Source organism: Actinophytocola sp. NPDC049390 (assembly GCF_044466355.1).
In the GTDB taxonomy this organism is placed as follows: Bacteria; Actinomycetota; Actinomycetes; order Mycobacteriales; family Pseudonocardiaceae; genus Actinophytocola.
On sequence record NZ_JBITMQ010000008.1, the window covers coordinates 152,043 to 172,551 of the forward strand.

Consider the following 20,509-nt stretch of genomic DNA (forward strand, 5'->3'; position numbering starts at 1 on the left):
CTCCCTTGAATTCAACGAACGATGAATCGAGGGGAAGATGCGCAACCCGACCACAGTCGCGGTGGGGCTGGGCCTTGTGGGGGCGGTGGTCGCCACGGTGCTCGGTTTCCTCACCTTCGGCGCGCAGGCGACAGTCGCGCCCGACCACATGCCGCTGGCGGTCGCCGTCCCGCAGGGCGCGCCGCCGCAGCTCGGCGAGGCCGCGGACCGGATCGCGAGCCACGGCGGCGACGCCGTCGAATGGCAGGTCACCGACCCCGCACGCGCCCGTGACCTGCTCGAGGACAAGGAGATCTACGGGATCCTGGAGCTGAACGCCGGGCCCGCGCTGAAGATCGTCACCTCCGGGGCCGTCAACCCGCAGGGCACGCAGGTCGCGCAGCAGGTGCTGACCGGGGCCGCGCAGGGCCTCGCGGGGGCGCTGGCCCAGCAGAACGTGCGGCTGGCGCCGCCGCGGGTCGAGACGATCCACGCCGCCGGCACCGCGGGCAGGACCGCGCCGCTGGCCGCCAGTGCGCTCCTCTGGGTCGGCGGTCTGGTCGCCGCCATGGCGTTCGGCCTGCTGGTGGTGCGGCCCGGCACCCGTCCCGGCGCGGGCGCGCGGCTCACGCTCGTGGTGTCGGTCAGCGTGCTCGCCACCGCCGCGGTGGCCGGGCTGATGAAGCTCTGGGACTCGTCGCTGAACCTGAGCGGCGACGTCCTCGGCTTCATGCTCCTGACCGCCGTCGCGTTCGCCTCCGTGCAGGGCGCGCTGCTGCGGCTGCTCCACCTCCGCGCCGCCGCGATCCTGGGCCCGCTGTACCTGCTCGCGCCGGCCGTCGCGGGCAGCGTGCCGGAAATGCTCGACCCGGCCTACCGCACGCTGCTGTGGTCGTGGACGCCGTTCCGCTTCTCCACGGAGGGCCTCCGCAGCCTCCTGCAGGGCGTGCCGGACGCGCCGGACGTGCGGACCGGCGTGATCGTCCTCGTGTCGATGACGGTCGCCGGGCTCGTCGTGATGGCGTGGCCGGGCCGGGGGAAGGCTGTCGAGACGCCGGTCGAGTCGCGGGAGCTGGTCAGCTCAGGTAGCTGAGCCGGACGTTCCTGGTGTGGTTGTCCACGTTCGTGTCGACCAGGCAGATCGACTGCCACGTACCGAGCGCGAGGCGGCCATCGACAACCGGGACCGTGGTCGAGGGCGGGATCAGTGCGGGGAGCACGTGGTCCCGCCCATGACCGTGCGAGCCGTGCTTGTGCCGCCAGCGGTCGTCGGCGGGCAGCAGGTCGCGCAGCGCGGCGAGCAGGTCGTCGTCGCTGCCCGCGCCGGTCTCGATGACCGCGATGCCCGCGGTGGCGTGCGGCACCCACACGTTCAGCAACCCCGCGGCCGCGCCGACCGACGACAGGAACTGTTCGCACTCCCCGGTCAGGTCGTGCACGACCTCCCGGCCGCCGGTACGCACCTCGATCTCGGTGGTCTCCATGCCCCCATTACCTCACGCCACCGCGATCGCCTCGATCTCGAGCAGCCACTCCGGCGAGTAGATGTCGGTGATGATGATCGTCAGCGCGGGCCGGTGGTCGCCGAGGAACTCGGCGCGGACGTCGATGAACTCCTGGCGATGGCGGCGGTCGGAGAGGTAGCAGGTCACCTTGGCGAGGTCGGTGACCGACATGTCCGCCTCGGCGAGCACGGTGAGCACGTTGCGCCAGGTCATCCTGCACTGCTCGACGAAGGTGTCCGGGACCTTGCCGTCCTCGTCGCCCCACGGGACCTGCCCGCTGACGAACACCGTGCGGCTCGCGCCGGTCACGAGGGTTCCGTGCGTGTACGTGCTGGTCGCTGCGGGGAGGCCCGCCGGGTCCAGTGGTGTGATCACGGCCGCATTTTCGCTGCTAGGTTCGGATCGTGCGAGAGGTTTTCGGCGCTGAGTTCGATGTGCCTGACGCTCTAGCGACATGAGGCATGTACGCCTCTGGCCAGCTCGGCATGCACGCCGCAGGCATGGCTACTGTTCGGATTCGCCTCTCTGCTCCGAACTACTGGACAGTCCGGAGCGCCGACGGACTGTGCGGCGTCTGCGTCGTGCACCGCGTTGCTTGCGCCCGCGTCGTATGGCGATGCGGATTGGCAGAGCCCAGATGGTCACGTCGTCGTCGGGTTCAGCATGCCGAACGAGGAACCAGACGAGCCACACCAGCGCGAGCAGCACCAGACCAAGAGAGGTTGGCACCAGCCACGGGTCTTGCCTGAAGAGGTCCCACACGGGCGCACCTATCCCGGACACGCCACCCGAGTTGACGAGCCGGATTGCGTCCGGGTTCTCTGCAGAATCGACACCCTCGCCGGACCACACGTGTCTCTCGGGGGCCGAGACAGCTGTCCGGCCAGACGCGTGTGTGCACACCCAAGTGCAACGCTCCGCCGAGCGGGCTGGCAAGCCCATTGCCATCGTCTCCGGGCTGGTAAGCCCAAGAGCACTAGCAGAGCGAGTACCAGAGTACCGCTAAGCGGCCGTCTCGTGCTGAGCCTGTGCTGCTGGTCCGCCAAAGGCGTTGACGAAGCAGGCTGAAGAGGCTGCGTGTACACGCAGCCTTCTGCGAGCCTGTGGTGCAGTCGCTTCAGGAACCTGTTGGGAGACGGGATGCGTGTTTGGGAAGATCAGGCGTTCGATGTGCCCACCGGTTACCTGAACACGGCCAGCATCGGCATCCCGTCCGCGGCGGTCGCCGACGCGATGACCGAGGCGATCCACGAATGGCGGACCGGGGCCGCCCGTCCGCCGCGGTACGACCGCCACGTCGCCGCCGCCAGGAACGCCTGGGCCAGGCTCACCGGTGTGGCGCCCGAGCACGTGGCCAGCGGCGCCAGCGTCTCGCAGCTGGTCGGGCTGGTCGCCGCGAGCGTGCCGGACGGAACACGGGTGGTGACCGCCGGCAACGAGTTCACCAGCGTCACGTTCCCGTTCGCCGCGCAACACCACCGCGGGGTAACGGTCACCGAGGTACCCCACGACCGCCTCGCGGACGCGGCCACCGACGCCGACCTCGTCGCCGTGAGCGTCGTGCAGTCGGCCGACGGGGCGGTCGCCGACCTCGACGCGCTCCGTGCCGCCGGTACGCCCGTACTGCTGGACGCCACACAGGCCGTCGGCTGGCTGCCGTCGCGGCTCGACTGGGCCGACTACGTGGTCGGCGGCAGCTACAAGTGGCTGTTCGCGCCCCGCGGCGCGGCCTGGCTCGCCGTGCGCCCGGACGCGCGACCGCTCGTTCCGCACCTCGCCAACTGGTACGCGGCGGAGGACCCGTGGGAAGGCGTCTACGGGCTGCCGCTGCGCCTCGCCGACGATGCCCGCAGGCTGGACCTCTCACCCGCCTGGTTCTCGCAGCTGGGCGCCGCCGTCTCGACGGAGTGGCTCGCCGCGCAGGACATGGAGGTGATCCGCGGCCACTGCACCAAGCTCGCGGGCACCGTGCTCGCCGAGATGGGACAGGCACCGGCGGGATCCGCGATCATCTCCCTCGACCTCACCGGTGACCAGCGGGAACGGCTGTCCGCGGCGGACGTCGTGAGCAGTGTGCGCGCGGGAAGGACACGGCTGTCGTTCCACCTCTACAACACCGAGGACGACGTCGACCGCGTGCTGGACGCGCTGGCTACCAGATCCTGACCGGACCCCGAACGGGACCTCGCCCTGGTTTACAAACGTATGTCCGGTTACCGTGCCTCCCGTGTCGGCTCCCTACCGCCCCGGGCAACCCCAGTGGCCCGCCAACGGTCCCCAGCGGAACCCCGATCGTCCACCGCCGATCCAGTTCCGGCAGGACGAACCCCGGCCAGCGGGGAATCCCGCCTTGCTGTGGGGGCTGCGGATCCTGGGCCTCGTCGCGGTCGCGATCGTGTCCGGCGTCGTCTGGTACTACATCATCAACGACGGGAAGCCGCAGAACACGGCGAACCAGGACCCCGGCACCGAGCAGCGGAGCGAGGGCGCGTTCGACTTCGGACCGCACCCGGACATGGCCGAGCCGCAGACCGACACCGACTGCGCCGCGCACGCCTACGGGCGCATCCAGAAGCACCTCCAGTCCACCCCGTGCGACCACCTCGCGCAGCAGCTGTTCGTGACCGAGGTCGACGGGCGCACGGTCTACGCGTCCGTCTCCGTGGTCACCATGCCCGACGAGGAGAAGGCCGCCCAGCTGCGTGCCCTGACCGACGAGGACGGGTCCGGCAACGTCAGCGACGTGGTGCGTGACGGCGCCGTCACGATCGAGGGGCTCGACCGGCTCTCCGGCGGCGGTGGCTACGCGGCCAAGCAGAACGGCCGCGAGGTGGTCATCGTCGAGGCCGACCTCGACCCCAAGGACCAGAGCGCCGACGAGGCGGGCCAGAAGAAGGACGAGGACGAGATCCTCGACCCGGCCTGCGAGGACGCGCTGCGGCTCGCCGCGAAGGTCGAGAGCGACGCGGGCGGCTGAGACTCAGCCGGGCGCACCGGGCAGCGGCGGCGTCCGCGGTGTCTGACCGGCGGCGCCCCGCCAGCGCGTGGCCCGCACCGCGGCGTCCGTGAGCCCGGCGAGACCGGCCGCGCGGAGCGTCCTGTCGTCCGTGCGCTCCAGCACCGCGCGCCACGCGACCGTCACGTCCGCCTCCACCACGACCAGCACGGCGAGCGCCGAAGCCTCGTCCGTCACCTCCTGGGGCAGCACGTACGCCGGCTCGGCGGACCTCGGGTTCTGCCCGGCGCCGTTCAGCAGCAGCTCGGTCGCGTCCCGGCGGGCCCGGTGGGCGTTCGACCCCTCCCGCAGCGCGTTGTCGTAGTCGGCGGGCAGGAACGCGCTGACCAGCCCGTACACCCACAGGGCGGCGTGTTCGGCGCCCAGTGCGTCCTGCGTGGCCTGTGCCGCGTCGTCGGGCAGCGACCGCGGTCCCTGCGACGGGGCAGGCGTCGGTGTGGTCATGTCAGCACCACCCGCAGAGAGGCGCAGCACGCGGCCACCGAGCCGAGCATCCCGGCGCGGTGGCGCGGCACGGTCGGGACGAGGTCGGCGGCCTGCTTCTCCGCCGTCGTGAGCGCGTCGACCAGCGCGGCCACCCCGTCGGCCGGCACGTCGGGCGCGGCCGGCGGCTTCGTCGCGGACGAGGAGACCGGCGGCCGGGCCCGGTCCACCTCGGCCTGCAGCACCTTCGCGTGCTCGGTCCGCGCGGCCGCGACCTCCTGCGCCGCCGCAGCGACAGCGGGCTGCGCGGACGCGATCGCGGTGGCTAGCGCCGCGTCGGCACGTGCCTTCGCCGCCAGGTCGGCCAACGGGTCGGGAGGCGGCGGGGCGGGCGGCTCTTCCGTGCACGCCGCCACCACGGGGACCAGGGCCGCGAGTGCGCCGAGGCGCAGCGCGGCACGACGGGTGACCATCACAGGCGGTCATACTGCCAGCCCGGTCCGCCACCCGGTCGGACGCACCAGGCCTGCTCGGGGCCAGGGCGTCGGGGCAGACGAGATACGCTTGGCAACCACGCAAGGTGAAGGTCCACAACAGCAGGGAGCGGCACGTGCCAGGTCAGCGACAACGCGCAGGCGGCGCCGGCGAGAAGCTGGAGCCGGTCGTCGCGGACGCCGTGGCACGCGCCGGTTTCGAACTCGAGGAACTGGCCGTCCAGCAGGCGGGCCGCAAGCAACTGGTCAAGGTCGTCGTCGATGCCACCGGCGACGGCGAGAACAGCGTCGGCCTCGACGAGATCGCCGACGTGTCGCGGGCGGTGTCGAACGCCCTCGACGCGAGTGACGACGTCTTCTCCGGTGCCTACACGCTCGAGGTCACCTCGCCCGGCCTGGACCGCCCGCTGACCAAGCCGAGGCACTGGCGCCGCGCGCGCCTGCGCAAGGTCGCGGTGAAGCAGGCGGACACCAAGTTCCTCGCCCGGGTCGGCGACGCCGCCGACGACGGGGTCGAGCTGCTGGTGGACGGACAGTTACGCCGCGTGGCATACGCAGACGTCGAGCACGCCGTCATCGAGGTGGAGTTCTCCGAGCCGCCCGCGGCCGAGATCGCCAAACTGACACACGAAGAGGAGGGGTCGAGGTGAATGTCGACATCGCGGCGCTGCGTGCGATCGAGCGTGACAAGGACATCCCCTTCGACACGGTGATCGAGGCGATCGAGACGGCGCTGCTCACCGCTTACAAGCACACCGAGGGCCACCAGCCCCACGCCCGCATCGACATCGACCGGCGCACCGGCATCGTCCGCGTGATCGCGTTCGAGGTGGGGCAGGACGGCGAGCCCGCCAACGAGTGGGACGACACGCCGGAGGGCTTCGGCCGGATCGCCGCCACCACCGCGCGCCAGGTCATCCTGCAGCGGCTGCGGGACGCCGAGAACGAGAAGACCTTCGGCGAGTTCTCCGCCAAGGAGGGCGAGATCGTCGCCGGTGTCGTGCAGCGCGACGCGCGCGCCAACTCCCGCGGCATGGTCGTGGTCCAGGTCGGCGACACCGAGGGCGTGCTGCCCGCCGTCGAGCAGGTGCCCGGTGAGCGCTACGAGCACGGCACGCGCATCAAGTGCTACGTGCTCGGGGTGAGCCGGGGAACACGCGGACCCCAGATCACGTTGTCACGATCGCACCCGAACCTGGTGCGGCGGCTGTTCGCGCTCGAGGTGCCGGAGATCGCCGACGGGACCGTCGAGATCCCGGCGGTCGCGCGCGAGGCGGGCCACCGCTCCAAGATCGCGGTCCGGTCCACGGTCCCCGGCGTCAACGCCAAGGGCGCGTGCATCGGCCCGATGGGGGCGCGGGTGCGCAACGTGATGAGCGAACTGCTCGGGGAGAAGATCGACATCATCGACCACTCGGACGACCCGGCCACCTTCGTCGGCAACGCGCTCTCGCCGGCCAAGGTGATCTCCGTCCGCGTGATCGACGAACGGGCGAAGACCGCTCGAGTCGTCGTGCCGGACTTCCAGCTGTCGCTGGCGATCGGCAAGGAGGGCCAGAACGCCCGCCTGGCCGCGCGCCTGACCGGCTGGCGCATCGACATCCGCAGCGACGCGGCACCCGCTGACCCGGACGAGGCCCCCGCGAAGGACGTGGGGCAGGTCGCACCGGCATCGGGTTCGGCTGACTGACACGGACGGGATAGACTCATCAGTGGTTCATCGATCTGGACCGGCGACCACGCACGCGTCCGCACCGGCCACTGGCCCGGTGCGTACCTGCGTCGGCTGCCGGACCAGGGCGTTGGCCGGTGAGTTGCTCCGGATCGTGATTTCGGATGGGGAACTCGCCCTCGATCTGCGAAGATCACTTCCGGGTCGCGGGGCGTGGGTACATCCCGATCTCGGTTGCCTGGGCAAAGCCGAGCGGCGGCGTGCGTTCGCGAGAGCGTTGCGCGTCACCCAACCGCTCGACACCGGTCGCCTCCGGGGCCAGCTGGAGGCGCAGGTTCACCGCACGACCGGCACGGGACATTCCCGGACCGGGCTGGACGAACGAAAGCAGGTCGACCCGTCATGAGTCAGCCGTGAAGCTGAAGCCATGAACGCCAGACGATAGGACGAGGTCGCGCGGGTCTAGTGCCGCCGGCCTCACTCGGACGAGGAGAGCAGTGGCAGGCAAGGCCCGAGTACACGAGCTCGCGAAGGAGCTCGGTGTTACCAGCAAGGACGTTCTCGCGAAGCTCAAGGAGCTGGGCGAGTTCGTGAAATCCGCGTCCTCCACCGTGGAGGCCCCGGTCGCCCGCAGGTTGCGGGACGCGTACCCCAAGGCAGGCGGGTCGGCGAAGTCCGAGCCCGCTCGTAAGTCATCCACCCCAACCCCAGCGCAGCCCAAGCCGGCGCCGAGGCCGAGCAAGCCGGAGGTCACCGAACCGGTGGCACAGACCGTTGTCCCGAAGCCGGCGGCCAAGCCCGGTCCGGCTGCGCCCAAGCCGCCCGCGCCCGCGCCGGCCGCGGCGAAGGCACCGACCGAGGCGCCTCGCCCGGCGCCCAAGCCCGGCCCGAAGCCGGCGCCCGCGCAGCAGCAGCCCGCTGCCGCCCAGAACAACCAACCCGGCGGCAACCAGGGCGGCCAGGTCGTGCCGCCCAAGCCGCAGTCGCCCAAGCCCGGCCCGCGTGCGCCGCGGGTGGGCAACAACCCGTTCGGTGTCGGCGCGGGTGCGCCGCCCGCACGGCCGACGCCCGGCCCGCGGCCGGGTGGGCAGGGCGCCCCTGGTGGCGACCGTGCCGCGCGACCCGGTGAGAACCGGCCCGCGTCCGGACCGCGTCCCGGTGGGGGCGGCGGTGGCGGTGGCACCCAGTCCGGTCCTCGGCCCTCGCCCGGCTCGATGCCGCCTCGGCCGAACCCGGGCATGATGCCGCCTCGGCCTGCCCGTCCGGCCGGTGGTGGCCGTGGCGGTCCCGGTGGCGGCGCCCGCGGTGGCCCCGGTGGCGGCGCGCGTGGCGGTCCCGGTGGCGGCCCGCGCGGCGGTGGCGGTGGCGGCGGCTTCCGTCCCGGTGGTGGCGGCGGTGGCGGCGGCTACCGCGGCGGTCCCGGTGGCGGCGGTGGCGGTGCCCCGGCCGGTGGCGGTGGTGGTTTCCGCGGTGGCGGCGGTGGCCGTCCCGGCTCCGGTGGCGGTCGCGGTGGCGCGGCGGGTGCGTTCGGTCGGCCCGGTGGGCCGTCCCGGCGTGGCCGCAAGTCGAAGCGGCAGAAGCGCCAGGAGTACATGGAGAACATGCAGGCGCCCAGCGTCGGCGGTGTTCGCCTGCCCAAGGGCAACGGCGAGTCGATCCGCCTGCCGCGTGGCGCCTCGCTGACCGACTTCGCCGAGAAGATCAACGCCAACCCGGCGTCGCTGGTGCAGGTGCTGTTCCACCTCGGTGAGATGGTCACCGCGACGCAGTCGGTCTCCGACGACGTGCTCGAGCTGCTCGGCACCGAGATGAACTACAAGGTGCAGGTCGTCTCCCCGGAGGAGGAGGACCGCGAGCTGCTCGACTCCTTCGACATCTCCTACGGCGAGAACGCCGGTGGCGAGGAGGAGCTGCAGGCGCGGCCGCCGGTCGTGACCGTCATGGGTCACGTCGACCACGGTAAGACGCGACTTCTGGACACGATCCGGAAGACGACGGTGCACGAGGGCGAGGCCGGCGGCATCACCCAGCACATCGGCGCCTACCAGGTCGCGGTCAACGTCGACGGCAACGACCGCCTGATCACCTTCATCGACACCCCGGGTCACGAGGCGTTCACCGCCATGCGTGCCCGTGGTGCGAACTCCACGGACATCGCGATCATCGTGGTCGCCGCCGACGACGGCGTCATGCCGCAGACGGTGGAGGCCATCAACCACGCGCAGGCCGCTGACCTGCCGATCGTGGTTGCGGTGAACAAGATCGACAAGGAGGGCGCGAACCCGCAGAAGGTGCGCCAGCAGCTCACCGAGTACGGGCTCGTGGCCGAGGAGTACGGCGGCGACACCATGTTCGTCGACATCTCCGCGCGCCAGAACATCAACATCGACGGGCTGCTCGAGGCGGTCGTGCTCACCGCGGACGCGGCGCTCGACCTGCGGGCCAACCCGGACATGGAGGCGCAGGGCGTCGCCATCGAGGCGCACCTGGACCGCGGTCGCGGCCCGGTCGCCACGGTGCTGGTCCAGCGCGGCACGCTGCGGGTCGGCGACTCGATCGTCGCGGGCGACGCGTACGGCCGCGTGCGGCGGATGGTCGACGAGTTCAACGAGGACGTCACCGAGGCGACGCCGTCGCGGCCCGTCCAGGTCATCGGCTTCACGTCGGTGCCGGGCGCCGGTGACACCTTCCTGGTGGTCGAGGAGGACCGCACCGCACGGCAGATCGCCGAGCGGCGGGCGGCCAGGCTGCGGAACGCGGCCAACGCCCAGCGCCGCAAGCGGATCAGCCTCGAGGACCTGGACTCCGCGCTGAAGGAGACCAGCCAGCTCAACCTGATCATCAAGGGCGACAACTCGGGTACCGTCGAGGCACTCGAGGACGCGCTCACGAAGATCGACGTGGGCGACGAGGTCGAGCTGCGGGTCATCGACCGCGGTGTCGGTGGCATCACCAAGGCCAACGTGGACCTGGCGATCGCGTCCGACGCGATCATCCTCGGGTTCAACGTCCGTGCCGAGGGCAAGGTCACCGAGCAGGCCAACCGCGAGGGCATCGACGTCCGGTACTACTCGGTCATCTACCAGGCGATCGACGAGATCGAGCAGGCCCTGAAGGGCATGCTCAAGCCGGTCTACGAAGAGGTCGAGCTCGGTCGCGCCGAGGTGCGCGAGGTGTTCAAGTCCTCGAAGGTCGGCACGATCGCGGGTTGCATGGTGCTGTCCGGCGAGATCCGGCGCAACGCGAAGGCCAGGCTCATCCGGGACGGCGTCGTCGTCCAGGAAGGGCTGCCGGTCAGCTCGCTGCGGCGGTTCAAGGACGACGCCGTCGAGGTCCGCGAGGGCTTCGAGTGCGGTCTGACGCTCGGCTCGTACGGCGACCTCAAGGTCGACGACATCATCGAGACCTACGAGCTGCGCGAGAAGCCGCGCGACTGAGTTGGCTCATCCCGGCGCCGCCCGCTGTGCGGCGGCGCCGGGATCTACTCGCTGTCGAGGATTTCCGTTGTATGTGGGGGCTCTCGAGCTGGATGTGCTGCTCGGCGACATCCGCTCGTTGAAGGAGAAGCGTTCGGCCGTGCGGCCGGTCATCGCGGAGCTGCGCAAGCGGTTCGAGGTGACCGTCGCCGAGGCAGGGCACCTGGACAAGCACCGGCGTTCGCTGATCGGCGTCGCCGTGGTGGCCGCCGACGCGTCGCACGTGGACGACGTGCTGGACGCGTGCGAGCGGTTGGTCGCGGGACGGCCGGAGCTGGACCTCCTGTCGGCGCGCCGCCGGTGGCTGGGCCCCGAAGACTGACTTTCTGTAGAAGGAGACCGCCGTGGCTGACGCACCACGCGCCCGCAAGCTCGCCAAGCGGATCGCGCAGATCGTCGCGTCCGCGCTGGAGCACGAGGTGAAGGACCCGCGGCTCGCCCGCGTGACGATCACGGACACCAAGGTGACCGCAGACCTGCACGACGCGACCGTGTACTACACCGTGCTCGGCGACAAGCTGGACGCGGCGCCGGACATGGCCGGTGCGGCCGCCGCGCTGGAGTCCGCGAAGGGTGTGCTGCGGTCGATGGTCGGCGCCGGGACCGGTGTCCGGTTCACGCCGACGCTCACGTTCGTCGCCGACACCGTGCCCGAGGACGCCAAGCACATCGACGACCTGCTGGCCCGTGCGGCCGCCGCGGACGCTGAAGTGGCGCGGCTCGCCAACGGCGCGAAACCGGCCGGCGACCCCGACCCGTACCGCGTGCCGCGCGAGGACGACGACGAGGACTGATCTTGTCGGCGTTAAGATCGCCTGCATGCCGTACCACCACGGGGACCTGCGGCGCGCCGTCCTGACCGCCGCGGTCGACGCGATCACGGCCGGCGGGTCGGCCAACGTGAGCCTGCGTGACCTCGCCCGCCGGGCCGGCGTGTCCCACGCGGCGCCGGTGCACCATTTCGGTGACAAGGCGGGTGTGCTGACCGCGCTCGCCGAGGAGGGCTTCGACCTCCTGGCCGAGGGGCTGGCGGCGGCGGGTGACGACTTCGTGGAGATGGGGGTCGCGTACGTCCGGTTCGCGGTGACGCACCCGGCGCACTTCGAGGTGATGTTCCGCCCGGACACCCATCACCGCGACGATCCGGCACTGTCGGCCGCGCGGTCCCGGGCGGGCGCGATCCTGGCCCGCGGCGCCCGCGACAAGCCGAGCGACTACGCGGAGGTCGCGGCCTGGTCCCTGATGCACGGCTTCGCGACGCTCTGGCTGACCGGCGCGCTACCCGCGAGCCTCGGCGACGACCTGACGGCCGCGGCCCGCGGCGTGGCGAAAACGCTCTTCCTCGACTGAAAGGCTTGCACCCGGTACCCGGGTACAGGCTTACCGTGAGGTCATGGAGTTGGCATGGGCGCCGTCCGCGTGCACGTTGCCGACGGCGGAGCAGCCGTTGCGGGAGGCCGAGTTCACGGCGCTGTTCGCGTCCGCTGCGGGGGTGACGCGGCCATCGCCCGGTGAGCTGCGGATCGCGTTCCCCGCGTCCGAGGAACTGGCGGGCACCGCGGCAAGCCTCGCGGCCAGGGAAACGCGGTGCTGTTCGTTCTTCACGTTCACCCTGATCGTGGCGGCGGGCGAGTTCACCCTCGTGGTGTCGGTGGGGGAGCAGCACACCGAGGTGCTGGACGCGCTCGCGGCGCGGGTGCCGTCATGACCGGGTTGCGCAGCGGGGAGGTCGCGCGCGCGGCCGGCGTGAACCCGCAGACCCTCCGGTACTACGAACGCCGCGGGCTGCTGGCCGCACCGGCGCGAACGCTGGGTGGGCACCGGGTGTACCAACCGGCGGCGGTGACCGTGCTGCGCGTGATCAAAGCCGCGCAGCGGCTGGGTTTCACGCTCGACGAGGTGGCGGAGCTGCTGGGCGTCCAGGCGGGTCTGGCGGAGCGTGCGACGTCGAAGCTCACCGAGGTGGAGGCGCGGATCGCCGACCTGACCGTCGTCCGCGACACCCTGCGGGCCGCGCTCGAGGCGGGGTGCGACGACCTCGTCGCGTGCGCGGAACAGCCGGAGTGCCCGGTGCCGTTCGGCGACGGGGCTCGATCCCGTCACTGAACGCGACGTCGTGAGCAACGATGCGGCCGCGAGCCGGCCGTTCTCCGCGATTTCCCCGGATTCTGGCACCACGGCGCGGCTATCCTCGTCACACCGCGGTGGACGTGTCCACTACGGAATCCGAGGTGCTGTGCCGTCCCGGGGGCGACGGCACCACAACGAAGGCGGGTTGTGCCCTGTGGTTGCAGTGTTTCGGCATACAGCGATGCCCACGACGGCGCTGCGCGGACCGCGCCGCGAGCCATGAAGCGCTTGTTGCCCGCGGTGCTCTCCGCCGGGATCGTGCTCGCCGGGTGCGGTAGCGGCGGCGAGGTCGACCAGGTGACGGAGTCCGAGGCCTACGAACGGGTCGAGAGCTACATCCAGCGTGCCGCCGCCGCGCTGCCCGAGGCGCGACTCGAGGCCGCTGCCGCACCCGTTTCCGGACCGTGCCGCGGCGAGCCCGCCGGACGCGCGATCGTCCGCACCACGTACCGGGTGCGCGGCCTGACCGACGCCGACCGCCCCTTCGACGCGATGGTGCGCTGGTGGAAGACCCACGACTTCGAGGTGCTGGACGATCTGCGCCCCGAGCGCCACTACGTGTGGGTCGAGAGCCCGGCCGACGGCTTCCGGATGTCGTTGCGGGACAACGAGAAGGACGGCCTACTGCTCGATGCCGAGTCCCCCTGTGTCGCCACCCAGTAGCAGGTCGGACAGCTGATCGCGTTCGGCGTCGGTGAGCCTGCCGCGCCTCCACGCGCCGCGGTGCGGCCGGTGGCGGTCAATGTCATGAGCCGGGCGCGGCGATCGGCGGGGTTGTCGGTGAACATGCCGTCCGTGGTCAGGCTGTCGGTGGTCTGTCGCACGGACTGCCTGGTCAGGCCCTGGACGCGTGTGCTCCCGGAGGTCGTCGACTTCCTGGTCGAGCGAGTGCCCTGACTTTCCACTGGACGCCACCCGCGTGGTTGCGTGAGGCTGTCCGAGTGCTGACCGCCGATCTTCGTGCCGCCGCGGAGTTGCTCCGGGACGCGGCCGACGTGACCCTGCTCGGACATGTCAACCCGGACGCGGACGCGCTCGGCAGTGCCCTCGCGCTGGCGCTCGCCCTGCGGAAGCGGGGCGCGGCCGTGCGGGTCTCGTTCGGTCCGCCCGCCGAGGTGCCGGAGTCGCTGCGCGGGCTCGACACGGCCGGGCTGGTGGTGCCCGCGGCCGAGGTGCCCGCCGCGCCCGCGCTGCTCGTCGCACTCGACACCGGCAGCGCGGCCCGGCTCGGCTGGCTCGAGGACCGGGTCGGCACGAGCGGACGCGTGCTGGTCGTCGACCACCACGCTTCCAACACCCGGTACGGCACGCTCCACGTCGTCGACGAGACCGCGGAGGCGACGGCCGTGCTCGTGCTCGCGTTGATCGACGAACTGGACATCCCGCTCGATCCGGACATCGCGCGGTGTCTGTACGCCGGACTCGTGACCGACACCAGCTCGTTCCGCCGTGCCACCGCCGAGACCCACCGGATGGCGGCCCGGCTGGTCGAGGCCGGTGCCGACCCGTCGGCCATCGCGCGGGAGCTGATGGACGGGCACCCGTTCTCGTGGCTGCCGATGCTGGCGCGCGTGCTCGACCGGGCCGAGCTGGAACCCGAGGCGGCGGGCGGGCACGGGCTCGTGCACACCGCCGTGACCCTGGCCGACATGGCGGGAGTGCGGCTCGAGGAGGTCGAGGCCGTCGTGGACATCCTGCGCACGACGACGGAGGCCGAGGTCGCGCTCGTCATCAAGGAGATGGCGCCCGGTGAGTGGTCGGGGTCGCTGCGGGCGAAAAGCGCGGTCGACGTGCGGGTCGTCGCCGTCGGGATGGGTGGCGGCGGCCACCGGCTCGCGGCCGGGTTCACGACGACCGGCACGGCGGCGGACGTCGTGGCGCGGGTGCGGGAGATGTTGCGCCGACCGGTGCCCCTCGTAACCACTTGAAGACGATGGGCGGCGTTCGGGTGAACAAGTGGTATAAACCAATCGCCGTTTCGGGTCCCAAGGTCCGGGACGGCGACCCAGCCAGGCGGACCGGACCGGCCAGGCGGAAACGGAGGACATCTTGAGGCGCGTCACTATGGCAGTCGCGGTGGTGACCGCGGCGGCGCTCGGACTCGCCGGCTGCGGCAGCGACTCGGGCAGCGGCGGCGACGGGGAGAACGTCAGCCTGGAGCTGCTCGTGCCCCTCTACGGCGACAAGACCAAGCCGTACTGGGAGCAGCTGGTCAAGGACTTCGAGGCGGAGAACTCGAACATCGACGTCAAGCTCGAGACCCAGAGCTGGGACGACATCTACACCGTGCTGGACACCAAGATCCAGAACAACAAGGCGCCCGACATCCTCGAACTCGACGCGGCGGGCCCGGCCTACGGGTCCGAGGACCTGCTCTACAAGGCCGAGGAGATCGTCTCGCCCGAGACGTACGCCGACATCGAGCCGTCCTTCATCGACAGCGCGAAGATCGACGGCGTCGCCTACGGCGTGCCCTCGGTGGCCTCGACCCGTGCCCTGTTCTACAACAAGACCCTCTTCCAGCAGGCGGGCATCAGCGCGCCACCGAAGACGTGGGACGAGCTGCTCGACGCGGCGAAGAAGATCTCCGCGCTCGGCAACGGCGTCTACGGCTACGGCATGCCGCTCGGCTCCGAGGAGGCCCAGGCCGAGACGTCCATCTGGGCGTACGGCGCGGGCGCGTCCTGGGAGAAGGACGGCAAGATGACGATCGAGACGCCGGAGGCCAAGGAAGCCCTCACGTTCATGCAGCGCATGATCAAGGAGGGCGCCACCCAGCCGAACCCGGGCGCGACCGACCGCACGCCGCTGCTGGACGTGTTCATCCAGGGCAAGATCGGCATGATCGAGGGCCTGCCGCCCATCGTCGGCCAGATCAACGAGAAGAACCCGGACCTCGACTGGGAGATCGCGCCGAGCCCCACCAAGGACGGCCAGCCGGTCACCCTTGGTGTCGCTGACTACTTCGTCGGCTTCAACAAGGACGAGGACAAGCAGGACGCGATCGCCAAGTTCCTGGACTTCTTCTACCAGCAGGAGAACTACGTCAAGTTCAACGACAACGAGGGCTTCATCCCGGCGACCAAGTCGGGTGCCGAGGCGGCCGCGGCCAAGCCGGAGCTGAAGACGTTCCTCGAGTCCCTGCCGGACGCGAAGTTCTACCCGGCCACCAACCCGGCGTGGGGCCAGACCTCGGGTGCCTTCAAGTCGGACGTGGGCCAGATCGAGACCAAGTCGGTGGACGAGGTCCTCAAGTCGATCCAGGCCAAGGCCGACGCCGAGGGCTGAGCGGAAGCTGGGCAGAGGCGTATAACGGTAAGACGGCCGGTGCGGGGCCCTGTCTGATCAGGGCCCCGCACCGGTACCCAGGAGGGTGCTCGGGTGGCAACAGCAGGTAACAAGGCTCGTTCGGCGGCGTTGCGGCGGCAGGCTCGCCGGCAGACGACGCTGCAAGCACTGCCGTGGCTGGCCCCGGCACTGCTCCTGATCGTCGGGGTGGTGATCTTCCCCGTCGGCTACATGATCTACACGTCGTTCCGCGACCTGTCCCGGTTCGGCAAGGACCGCGGCTGGGCTGGCGTGGAGAACTACGTCCGCGTGTTCGGCCTCGACCCGCTGCCGACGGTCCTCACCAACACGGTGATCTGGACCGTCGGCGTCGTGCTGGTGACCGTGGTGATCTCGCTGGGTCTCGCCCAGTTCCTGAACAAGCGCTTCCCCGGCCGCAAAACGTTGCGGATGGTCATCATCGTGCCCTGGGCGGCGTCGGTCGTGATGACCTCGACGGTCTTCGTGTACGGCCTCGACCCGTTCTACGGGATCATCAACAAGTTCCTCGTCGACATCGGGATCCTCGACGAGCCGTTCGGGTTCCTCAAGAGCGCGACCTCCGGGTTCCTGTCCGCGATGGCGGTCGCGGTGTTCGTGTCCGTACCGTTCACGACGTTCGTGGTGCTGTCCGGCCTGCAGACCGTGCCGCACGACGTGCTGGAGGCGGCGTCCATCGACGGCGCGGGCAAGATCCAGACGTACTGGCAGGTGGTGTTCCCGATGCTGCGGCCCGCGCTCGCGGTCGCCGCGATCATCAACATCATCAACGTGTTCAACTCGCTGCCGATCCTCAAGACCATGACCGGCTCGATCCCCGGCAACGACGCGGACACCACGACCACGTTCATGTTCAAGCTCATCCAGAACGACCGGCAGATCGACACGGCGAGCGCGTTGTCGGTGGTCAACTTCCTCGTGATCGTCGTCGTGATCGGCGTTTACCTCAAGGTGGTCAAGCCAATGCGGGAGGTGTCGGCGTGAGCGGAGCTTGCGGAGCGAACCATCAGAACCAGGGCGACCGCGAGCGGCCGCTCGGAGCCTGCGAGGAGCGGTCGTGAGCGAGCTTGCGAGCGAACCAATGACGTCGACGCGAGGAGCCGTTCTCGATCCGCCGAGGACCGTCGCCGGTGCGGGCACGTCGGCCGCACCGCACAGGAAGGAGCCCAAGCGCTGGGGCCTGACGGCCGTCGGCGTGGTCGTCGCGCTGGTGTTCCTCGCCCCGTACCTGATCATGCTGACCGGCTCGCTGAAGTCGCGTCAGGAGATCCTGAAGGTGCCGCCGGAGTACCTGCCGACGGATGTGAAGCTCGACAACTTCATCAACATGTGGGGCACACCGGAGACGCCGCTGCCGGACAACCTGTTGTCCACGGTGGTGATCTCGCTCGGCGGCACGTTGCTCGCGCTGCTGGCGGCCCTGCCCGCCGCCTACTACACCGCGCGGCACAACTTCCGGTTGAAGCTGCCGTTCATGCTGCTCGTGCTGGTCACGCAGATGCTGCAGCCGACCGTGCTGGCGTCCGGCCTGTTCCGCGAGTTCGTGACGCTGGAGATCAACGACACCTGGCTCGCGATGATCCTCGTGAACGCGGCGTTCAACCTGTCGTTCGCGGTGTGGATCATGCACAGCTTCTTCGCGACCGTGCCGAAGGAGATCGAGGAGGCGGCCTGGCTGGACGGCTGCTCGCGGACCCAGTCGATGCGGCAGATCATGCTGCCGCTGGTGTGGCCGGGCATCGTCACCGCGATCATCTTCACGTTCATCGCCTGCTGGAACGAGTTCGCCGCGAGCCTCATCCTGTTGCCCACCGACACCAACCAGCCACTCACCGTGGCGTTGACCAGGTTCATCGGTCAGTACGAGTCGGCGTGGCAGTACGTCTTCGCCATCTCGCTCATCGGGATCCTGCCCGTCGTCGCGCTGTTCGCGATGATTGAGAAGCACCTGGTCTCGGGCCTCACCGCGGGCGGAGTGAAGTAGCCGATGTTCGCTCCGCAGGCTCCGCTCAGCGAATTCGTGATTCTGAATCGTGGTATTCAGTTGTTTGTTGCTCTAGATTGTGCTCGCGCGCCGGTTTCGTACCGGGCCGCGACGATGAGGTGCGGTCTTGCGACCGGCGGATGGAAAGGATCACCATGGCGACAGTGACCTTCGACGGCGCGAGCCGTTACTACGCGGGCACCGACCGGCCCGCGGTCGACCAGCTCAACCTCGAGGTGGAGGACGGCGAGTTCCTCGTGCTGGTCGGTCCGTCCGGCTGTGGCAAGTCCACCACCCTGCGCATGCTTGCGGGCCTCGAAGGCGTCGACGAGGGCGCGATCCGCATCGGCGAGCGCGAGGTCACCGACCTCCCGCCGAAGGACCGGGACATCGCGATGGTGTTCCAGAACTACGCGCTCTACCCGCACATGACGGTGGCGGACAACATCGGCTTCCACCTCAAGATCAAGAAGATGCCGAAGGCGGAGCGGGCCGAGCGTGTGCTCGAGGCCGCGAAGCTGCTGGACCTGGAGCCGTACCTGGACCGCAAGCCGGCCAAGCTCTCCGGTGGTCAGCGCCAGCGCGTGGCCATGGGCCGCGCGATCGTGCGCCGTCCGCAGGTGTTCTGCATGGACGAGCCGCTGTCGAACCTCGACGCGAAGCTGCGTGTGCAGACCCGTACCCAGATCGCGTCGCTGCAGCGGCGGCTCGGCGTCACCACCATCTACGTGACGCACGACCAGATCGAGGCCATGACCATGGGTGACCGCGTGGCGGTGCTCAAGGACGGCATCCTGCAGCAGTGCGACACCCCGATGGGTCTGTTCGGCAAGCCGAAGAACCTGTTCGTCGCGGGCTTCATCGGTTCGCCCGCCATGAACCTGATCCCGGCCACCGTGAACGGTGAGGGTGCGGTCATCGGCGGCCAGGCCATCGAGCTGACCCCGGCCCAGAAGTCCGCGCTGACCGGCTCGAAGGTCGTCGTCGGCATCCGGCCCGAGGGCTGGCTGCTGAAGCCGGCGGGCGAGGGCGTCTCCGCCACGATCGAGGTCATCGAGGAGCTGGGTTCCGAGCAGTTCCTGTACTGCTCGACGAGCGCGCCGCAGCTGGCCACGGACGAGGGCGGTGCCGAGGAGTCCGCCGCGCCGCCGCCGATCACCGTCCGCGCGGAGGGCATGTCGAACTTCCAGCGCGGCGAGAAGGTCGGCCTGGTGCCGCAGCCGGGTGCGGTGCACCTGTTCGACGCCGACACCGGTGACCGCCTGCCCGACTGATTCCTTGTGCGAGAGCCCGGGGCCACCTGGTGGTCCCGGGCTTTTTGCTGCCCGGGACCATGTGCGTGATTGTGCGTGAAGGTAGGATGAAACAAGCAGTATCGCGCAGAAGGGGATTGGGTCATGACGTACCTGCGGGACGAGATCGCCAGCCAGCCGTCGGTGTGGGAGCGCGCACTGGAGGTGTCCGCCGACGCGCTGCCCGCCGCCGGTGAGCGGGTGGCGGTGATCGGCTGCGGGACGTCGTACTACATGGCGCAGGCGTACGCGGCGCTGCGCGAGGCGGCGGGCCACGGCGAGACCGACGCGTTCGCGGCATCGGAGTTCCCGGCGAGTAGGCGCTACGACCGCGTGCTGGCGCTGACGAGGTCCGGCACGACGACCGAGGTGCTGGCCGCGCTGGCGAACACGGCGGTGCCGTCCGTCGCGGTGACGGCCGACCCGGCGACTCCGATCTCGTCCGCGGCCGACGCCGTGGTCGCGCTGGAGTTCGCCGACGAGAAGTCGGTGGTGCAGACGAGGTTCGCCACGTCGGCGCTGGTGCTGCTGCGCGCGTCGGTGGGGGAGCGGCTGGCCGGACTGCCCGCCGCCGCGACCGAGGAGCTGGCGACCCCGCTGCCGTCGGAGCTGCTCGACGCGGAGCAGTGGACGTTCCTGGGGACGGGGTGGACGATCGGCCTGGCCAACGAGGCGGCGCTGAAGCTGCGCGAGGCCACGCAGTCGTGGACCGAGTCGTACTACGCGATGGAGTACCGCCACGGCCCGATCTCGATCGCCGCGCCCGGCCGGGTGGTGTGGGTGTTCGGGACGGCGCCCGCCGGGCTGGTCGACGAGGTGCGCCGGACCGGTGCGCACGTCGAGCTGTTCGACGGTGATCCGCTGGTGTCGCTGGTCCGTGCCCACCGGGTGGCCGACGCTGTCGCGGAAGCGCGCGGGCTGGACCCGGACCGGCCGCGCAACCTGGACCGGTCAGTCATCCTCGGCTAGCTCCGCCGCGCGCAGATCGAGCAGCGTGACGCTCGCGGGCAGGCTGGGGCGCGGGGTGACGTGGTCGCGGAGTGCGGCAATCGCCTGGATGTGCTTCTTCCCGCGCAGCAGCGCGTCGAACTCGGCTCGTCCGGACGCCGACAGGGCTTCCCAGGCGGATCGTGCCTCGCAGGTGGCGCACAGCTCCCGGCGGAGCGGGCCGGTCCCGCCGCAGTTCGCGCACGTCATGGGCCCAGTCTGAC

Annotated in this window: 24 protein-coding genes; 19 read left to right on the plus strand and 5 right to left on the minus strand. The window is 70.5% G+C overall.

What is annotated here, in order from left to right; translation table 11 throughout:
* The first annotated feature begins 37 nt into the window (after nt 1–37).
* Nucleotides 38–1,072 (plus strand): ABC transporter permease, encoded by a 1,035-nt coding sequence (locus ACIBVP_RS23185; protein WP_396108330.1) that lies wholly within the window; start codon nt 38–40, stop codon nt 1,070–1,072.
* On the opposite strand, the gene ACIBVP_RS23190 is transcribed toward ACIBVP_RS23185, so the two are convergent.
* Nucleotides 1,056–1,463: a secondary thiamine-phosphate synthase enzyme YjbQ gene (locus ACIBVP_RS23190; RefSeq protein ID WP_396108331.1), complete on the minus strand. Its 408-nt coding sequence runs from the start codon at nt 1,461–1,463 to the stop codon at nt 1,056–1,058. The two genes, ACIBVP_RS23185 and ACIBVP_RS23190, sit on opposite strands and share 17 nt — an antisense overlap.
* Before the next feature lie 12 nt (nt 1,464–1,475).
* On the minus strand, nt 1,476–1,859 hold the full coding sequence (locus ACIBVP_RS23195; protein WP_396108332.1) for a RidA family protein: 384 nt from the start codon (nt 1,857–1,859) through the stop codon (nt 1,476–1,478).
* A 765-nt stretch (nt 1,860–2,624) separates the two neighbouring features.
* Between ACIBVP_RS23195 and ACIBVP_RS23200 the strand changes: the two genes are divergently transcribed.
* Together ACIBVP_RS23200 and ACIBVP_RS23205 are read left to right on the plus strand one after the other, a co-directional pair.
* Complete coding sequence (locus ACIBVP_RS23200) at nt 2,625–3,650, plus strand: aminotransferase class V-fold PLP-dependent enzyme (RefSeq protein WP_396108333.1); 1,026 nt, start codon at nt 2,625–2,627, stop codon at nt 3,648–3,650.
* Between the two features lie 61 nt (nt 3,651–3,711).
* Entirely contained in the window at nt 3,712–4,461 is a 750-nt protein-coding gene (locus ACIBVP_RS23205) for a hypothetical protein (RefSeq protein WP_396108334.1), read from the plus strand.
* 3 nt (nt 4,462–4,464) lie between these two features.
* Here ACIBVP_RS23205 and ACIBVP_RS23210 read toward each other — a convergent pair whose 3' ends face one another.
* The gene (locus ACIBVP_RS23210; RefSeq protein WP_396108335.1) at nt 4,465–4,944 is read right to left on the minus strand and encodes a ferritin-like domain-containing protein; all 480 of its coding nucleotides are present in this window, start codon (nt 4,942–4,944) and stop codon (nt 4,465–4,467) included.
* Entirely contained in the window at nt 4,941–5,396 is a 456-nt protein-coding gene (locus tag ACIBVP_RS23215) for a hypothetical protein (protein ID WP_396108577.1), read from the minus strand. The genes ACIBVP_RS23210 and ACIBVP_RS23215 overlap by 4 nt, the downstream gene beginning before the upstream one ends.
* Before the next feature lie 137 nt (nt 5,397–5,533).
* On the opposite strand from ACIBVP_RS23215, the gene rimP reads away from it, so the two are divergent.
* From rimP to ACIBVP_RS23295, 16 genes are all read left to right on the plus strand, one after another.
* Nucleotides 5,534–6,067, plus strand: a complete 534-nt coding sequence (gene rimP / locus ACIBVP_RS23220; protein ID WP_396108336.1) for a ribosome maturation factor RimP — start codon at nt 5,534–5,536, stop codon at nt 6,065–6,067.
* Nucleotides 6,064–7,107 (plus strand): transcription termination factor NusA, encoded by a 1,044-nt coding sequence (gene nusA, locus ACIBVP_RS23225; RefSeq protein ID WP_396108337.1) that lies wholly within the window; start codon nt 6,064–6,066, stop codon nt 7,105–7,107. Before rimP ends, nusA begins: the two co-directional genes overlap by 4 nt.
* Nucleotides 7,108–7,243: 136 nt before the next feature.
* Complete coding sequence (locus ACIBVP_RS23230) at nt 7,244–7,495, plus strand: DUF448 domain-containing protein (RefSeq protein WP_396108578.1); 252 nt, start codon at nt 7,244–7,246, stop codon at nt 7,493–7,495.
* A 91-nt stretch (nt 7,496–7,586) separates the two neighbouring features.
* Complete coding sequence (gene infB / locus ACIBVP_RS23235; protein WP_396108338.1) at nt 7,587–10,526, plus strand: translation initiation factor IF-2; 2,940 nt, start codon at nt 7,587–7,589, stop codon at nt 10,524–10,526.
* A gap of 67 nt (nt 10,527–10,593) precedes the next feature.
* Entirely contained in the window at nt 10,594–10,887 is a 294-nt protein-coding gene (locus tag ACIBVP_RS23240) for a DUF503 domain-containing protein (RefSeq protein WP_396108339.1), read from the plus strand.
* Nucleotides 10,888–10,909: 22 nt separating this feature from the next.
* Nucleotides 10,910–11,359: a 30S ribosome-binding factor RbfA gene (gene rbfA, locus ACIBVP_RS23245; protein WP_396108340.1), complete on the plus strand. Its 450-nt coding sequence runs from the start codon at nt 10,910–10,912 to the stop codon at nt 11,357–11,359.
* Nucleotides 11,360–11,384: 25 nt separating this feature from the next.
* Nucleotides 11,385–11,915 (plus strand): TetR/AcrR family transcriptional regulator, encoded by a 531-nt coding sequence (locus ACIBVP_RS23250; protein WP_396108342.1) that lies wholly within the window; start codon nt 11,385–11,387, stop codon nt 11,913–11,915.
* A gap of 43 nt (nt 11,916–11,958) precedes the next feature.
* On the plus strand, nt 11,959–12,273 hold the full coding sequence (locus tag ACIBVP_RS23255) for a hypothetical protein (RefSeq protein WP_396108343.1): 315 nt from the start codon (nt 11,959–11,961) through the stop codon (nt 12,271–12,273).
* The gene (locus ACIBVP_RS23260; protein ID WP_396108344.1) at nt 12,270–12,671 is read left to right on the plus strand and encodes a MerR family transcriptional regulator; all 402 of its coding nucleotides are present in this window, start codon (nt 12,270–12,272) and stop codon (nt 12,669–12,671) included. Before ACIBVP_RS23255 ends, ACIBVP_RS23260 begins: the two co-directional genes overlap by 4 nt.
* 243 nt (nt 12,672–12,914) lie before the next feature.
* The gene (locus ACIBVP_RS23265) at nt 12,915–13,358 is read left to right on the plus strand and encodes a hypothetical protein (RefSeq protein ID WP_396108345.1); all 444 of its coding nucleotides are present in this window, start codon (nt 12,915–12,917) and stop codon (nt 13,356–13,358) included.
* A gap of 281 nt (nt 13,359–13,639) precedes the next feature.
* A complete protein-coding gene (locus ACIBVP_RS23270) occupies nt 13,640–14,623 on the plus strand; it encodes a bifunctional oligoribonuclease/PAP phosphatase NrnA (RefSeq protein ID WP_396108579.1) in 984 nt (327 codons plus the stop codon).
* Between the two features lie 136 nt (nt 14,624–14,759).
* Complete coding sequence (locus ACIBVP_RS23275) at nt 14,760–15,983, plus strand: extracellular solute-binding protein (protein ID WP_396108346.1); 1,224 nt, start codon at nt 14,760–14,762, stop codon at nt 15,981–15,983.
* Between the two features lie 93 nt (nt 15,984–16,076).
* Nucleotides 16,077–17,006 (plus strand): carbohydrate ABC transporter permease, encoded by a 930-nt coding sequence (locus ACIBVP_RS23280; protein ID WP_396108347.1) that lies wholly within the window; start codon nt 16,077–16,079, stop codon nt 17,004–17,006.
* Nucleotides 17,007–17,079: 73 nt separating this feature from the next.
* Entirely contained in the window at nt 17,080–18,006 is a 927-nt protein-coding gene (locus ACIBVP_RS23285) for a carbohydrate ABC transporter permease (RefSeq protein ID WP_396108348.1), read from the plus strand.
* A 155-nt stretch (nt 18,007–18,161) separates the two neighbouring features.
* Nucleotides 18,162–19,280 (plus strand): ABC transporter ATP-binding protein, encoded by a 1,119-nt coding sequence (locus tag ACIBVP_RS23290; RefSeq protein ID WP_396108349.1) that lies wholly within the window; start codon nt 18,162–18,164, stop codon nt 19,278–19,280.
* A gap of 123 nt (nt 19,281–19,403) precedes the next feature.
* On the plus strand, nt 19,404–20,267 hold the full coding sequence (locus ACIBVP_RS23295; RefSeq protein WP_396108350.1) for an SIS domain-containing protein: 864 nt from the start codon (nt 19,404–19,406) through the stop codon (nt 20,265–20,267).
* On the opposite strand, the gene ACIBVP_RS23300 is transcribed toward ACIBVP_RS23295, so the two are convergent.
* A complete protein-coding gene (locus ACIBVP_RS23300) occupies nt 20,250–20,495 on the minus strand; it encodes a hypothetical protein (protein WP_396108351.1) in 246 nt (81 codons plus the stop codon). The two genes, ACIBVP_RS23295 and ACIBVP_RS23300, sit on opposite strands and share 18 nt — an antisense overlap.
* Between the last annotated feature and the right edge of the window lie 14 nt (nt 20,496–20,509).

Bases quoted from the DNA above. Each gene is read 5' to 3' on its own strand.
- ACIBVP_RS23290 (WP_396108349.1), top strand. From the start codon at position 18,162: ATGGCGACAGTGACCTTCGACGGCGCGAGCCGTTACTACGCGGGCACC.
- ACIBVP_RS23250 (WP_396108342.1), top strand. From the start codon at position 11,385: ATGCCGTACCACCACGGGGACCTGCGGCGCGCCGTCCTGACCGCCGCG.
- ACIBVP_RS23215 (WP_396108577.1), bottom strand. From the start codon at position 5,396: ATGGTCACCCGTCGTGCCGCGCTGCGCCTCGGCGCACTCGCGGCCCTG.
- ACIBVP_RS23295 (WP_396108350.1), top strand. From the start codon at position 19,404: ATGACGTACCTGCGGGACGAGATCGCCAGCCAGCCGTCGGTGTGGGAG.
- ACIBVP_RS23210 (WP_396108335.1), bottom strand. From the start codon at position 4,944: ATGACCACACCGACGCCTGCCCCGTCGCAGGGACCGCGGTCGCTGCCC.
- ACIBVP_RS23200 (WP_396108333.1), top strand. From the start codon at position 2,625: ATGCGTGTTTGGGAAGATCAGGCGTTCGATGTGCCCACCGGTTACCTG.
- ACIBVP_RS23265 (WP_396108345.1), top strand. From the start codon at position 12,915: ATGAAGCGCTTGTTGCCCGCGGTGCTCTCCGCCGGGATCGTGCTCGCC.
- ACIBVP_RS23260 (WP_396108344.1), top strand. From the start codon at position 12,270: ATGACCGGGTTGCGCAGCGGGGAGGTCGCGCGCGCGGCCGGCGTGAAC.
- ACIBVP_RS23190 (WP_396108331.1), bottom strand. From the start codon at position 1,463: ATGGAGACCACCGAGATCGAGGTGCGTACCGGCGGCCGGGAGGTCGTG.
- ACIBVP_RS23185 (WP_396108330.1), top strand. From the start codon at position 38: ATGCGCAACCCGACCACAGTCGCGGTGGGGCTGGGCCTTGTGGGGGCG.
- ACIBVP_RS23300 (WP_396108351.1), bottom strand. From the start codon at position 20,495: ATGACGTGCGCGAACTGCGGCGGGACCGGCCCGCTCCGCCGGGAGCTG.
- ACIBVP_RS23255 (WP_396108343.1), top strand. From the start codon at position 11,959: ATGGAGTTGGCATGGGCGCCGTCCGCGTGCACGTTGCCGACGGCGGAG.
- ACIBVP_RS23275 (WP_396108346.1), top strand. From the start codon at position 14,760: ATGGCAGTCGCGGTGGTGACCGCGGCGGCGCTCGGACTCGCCGGCTGC.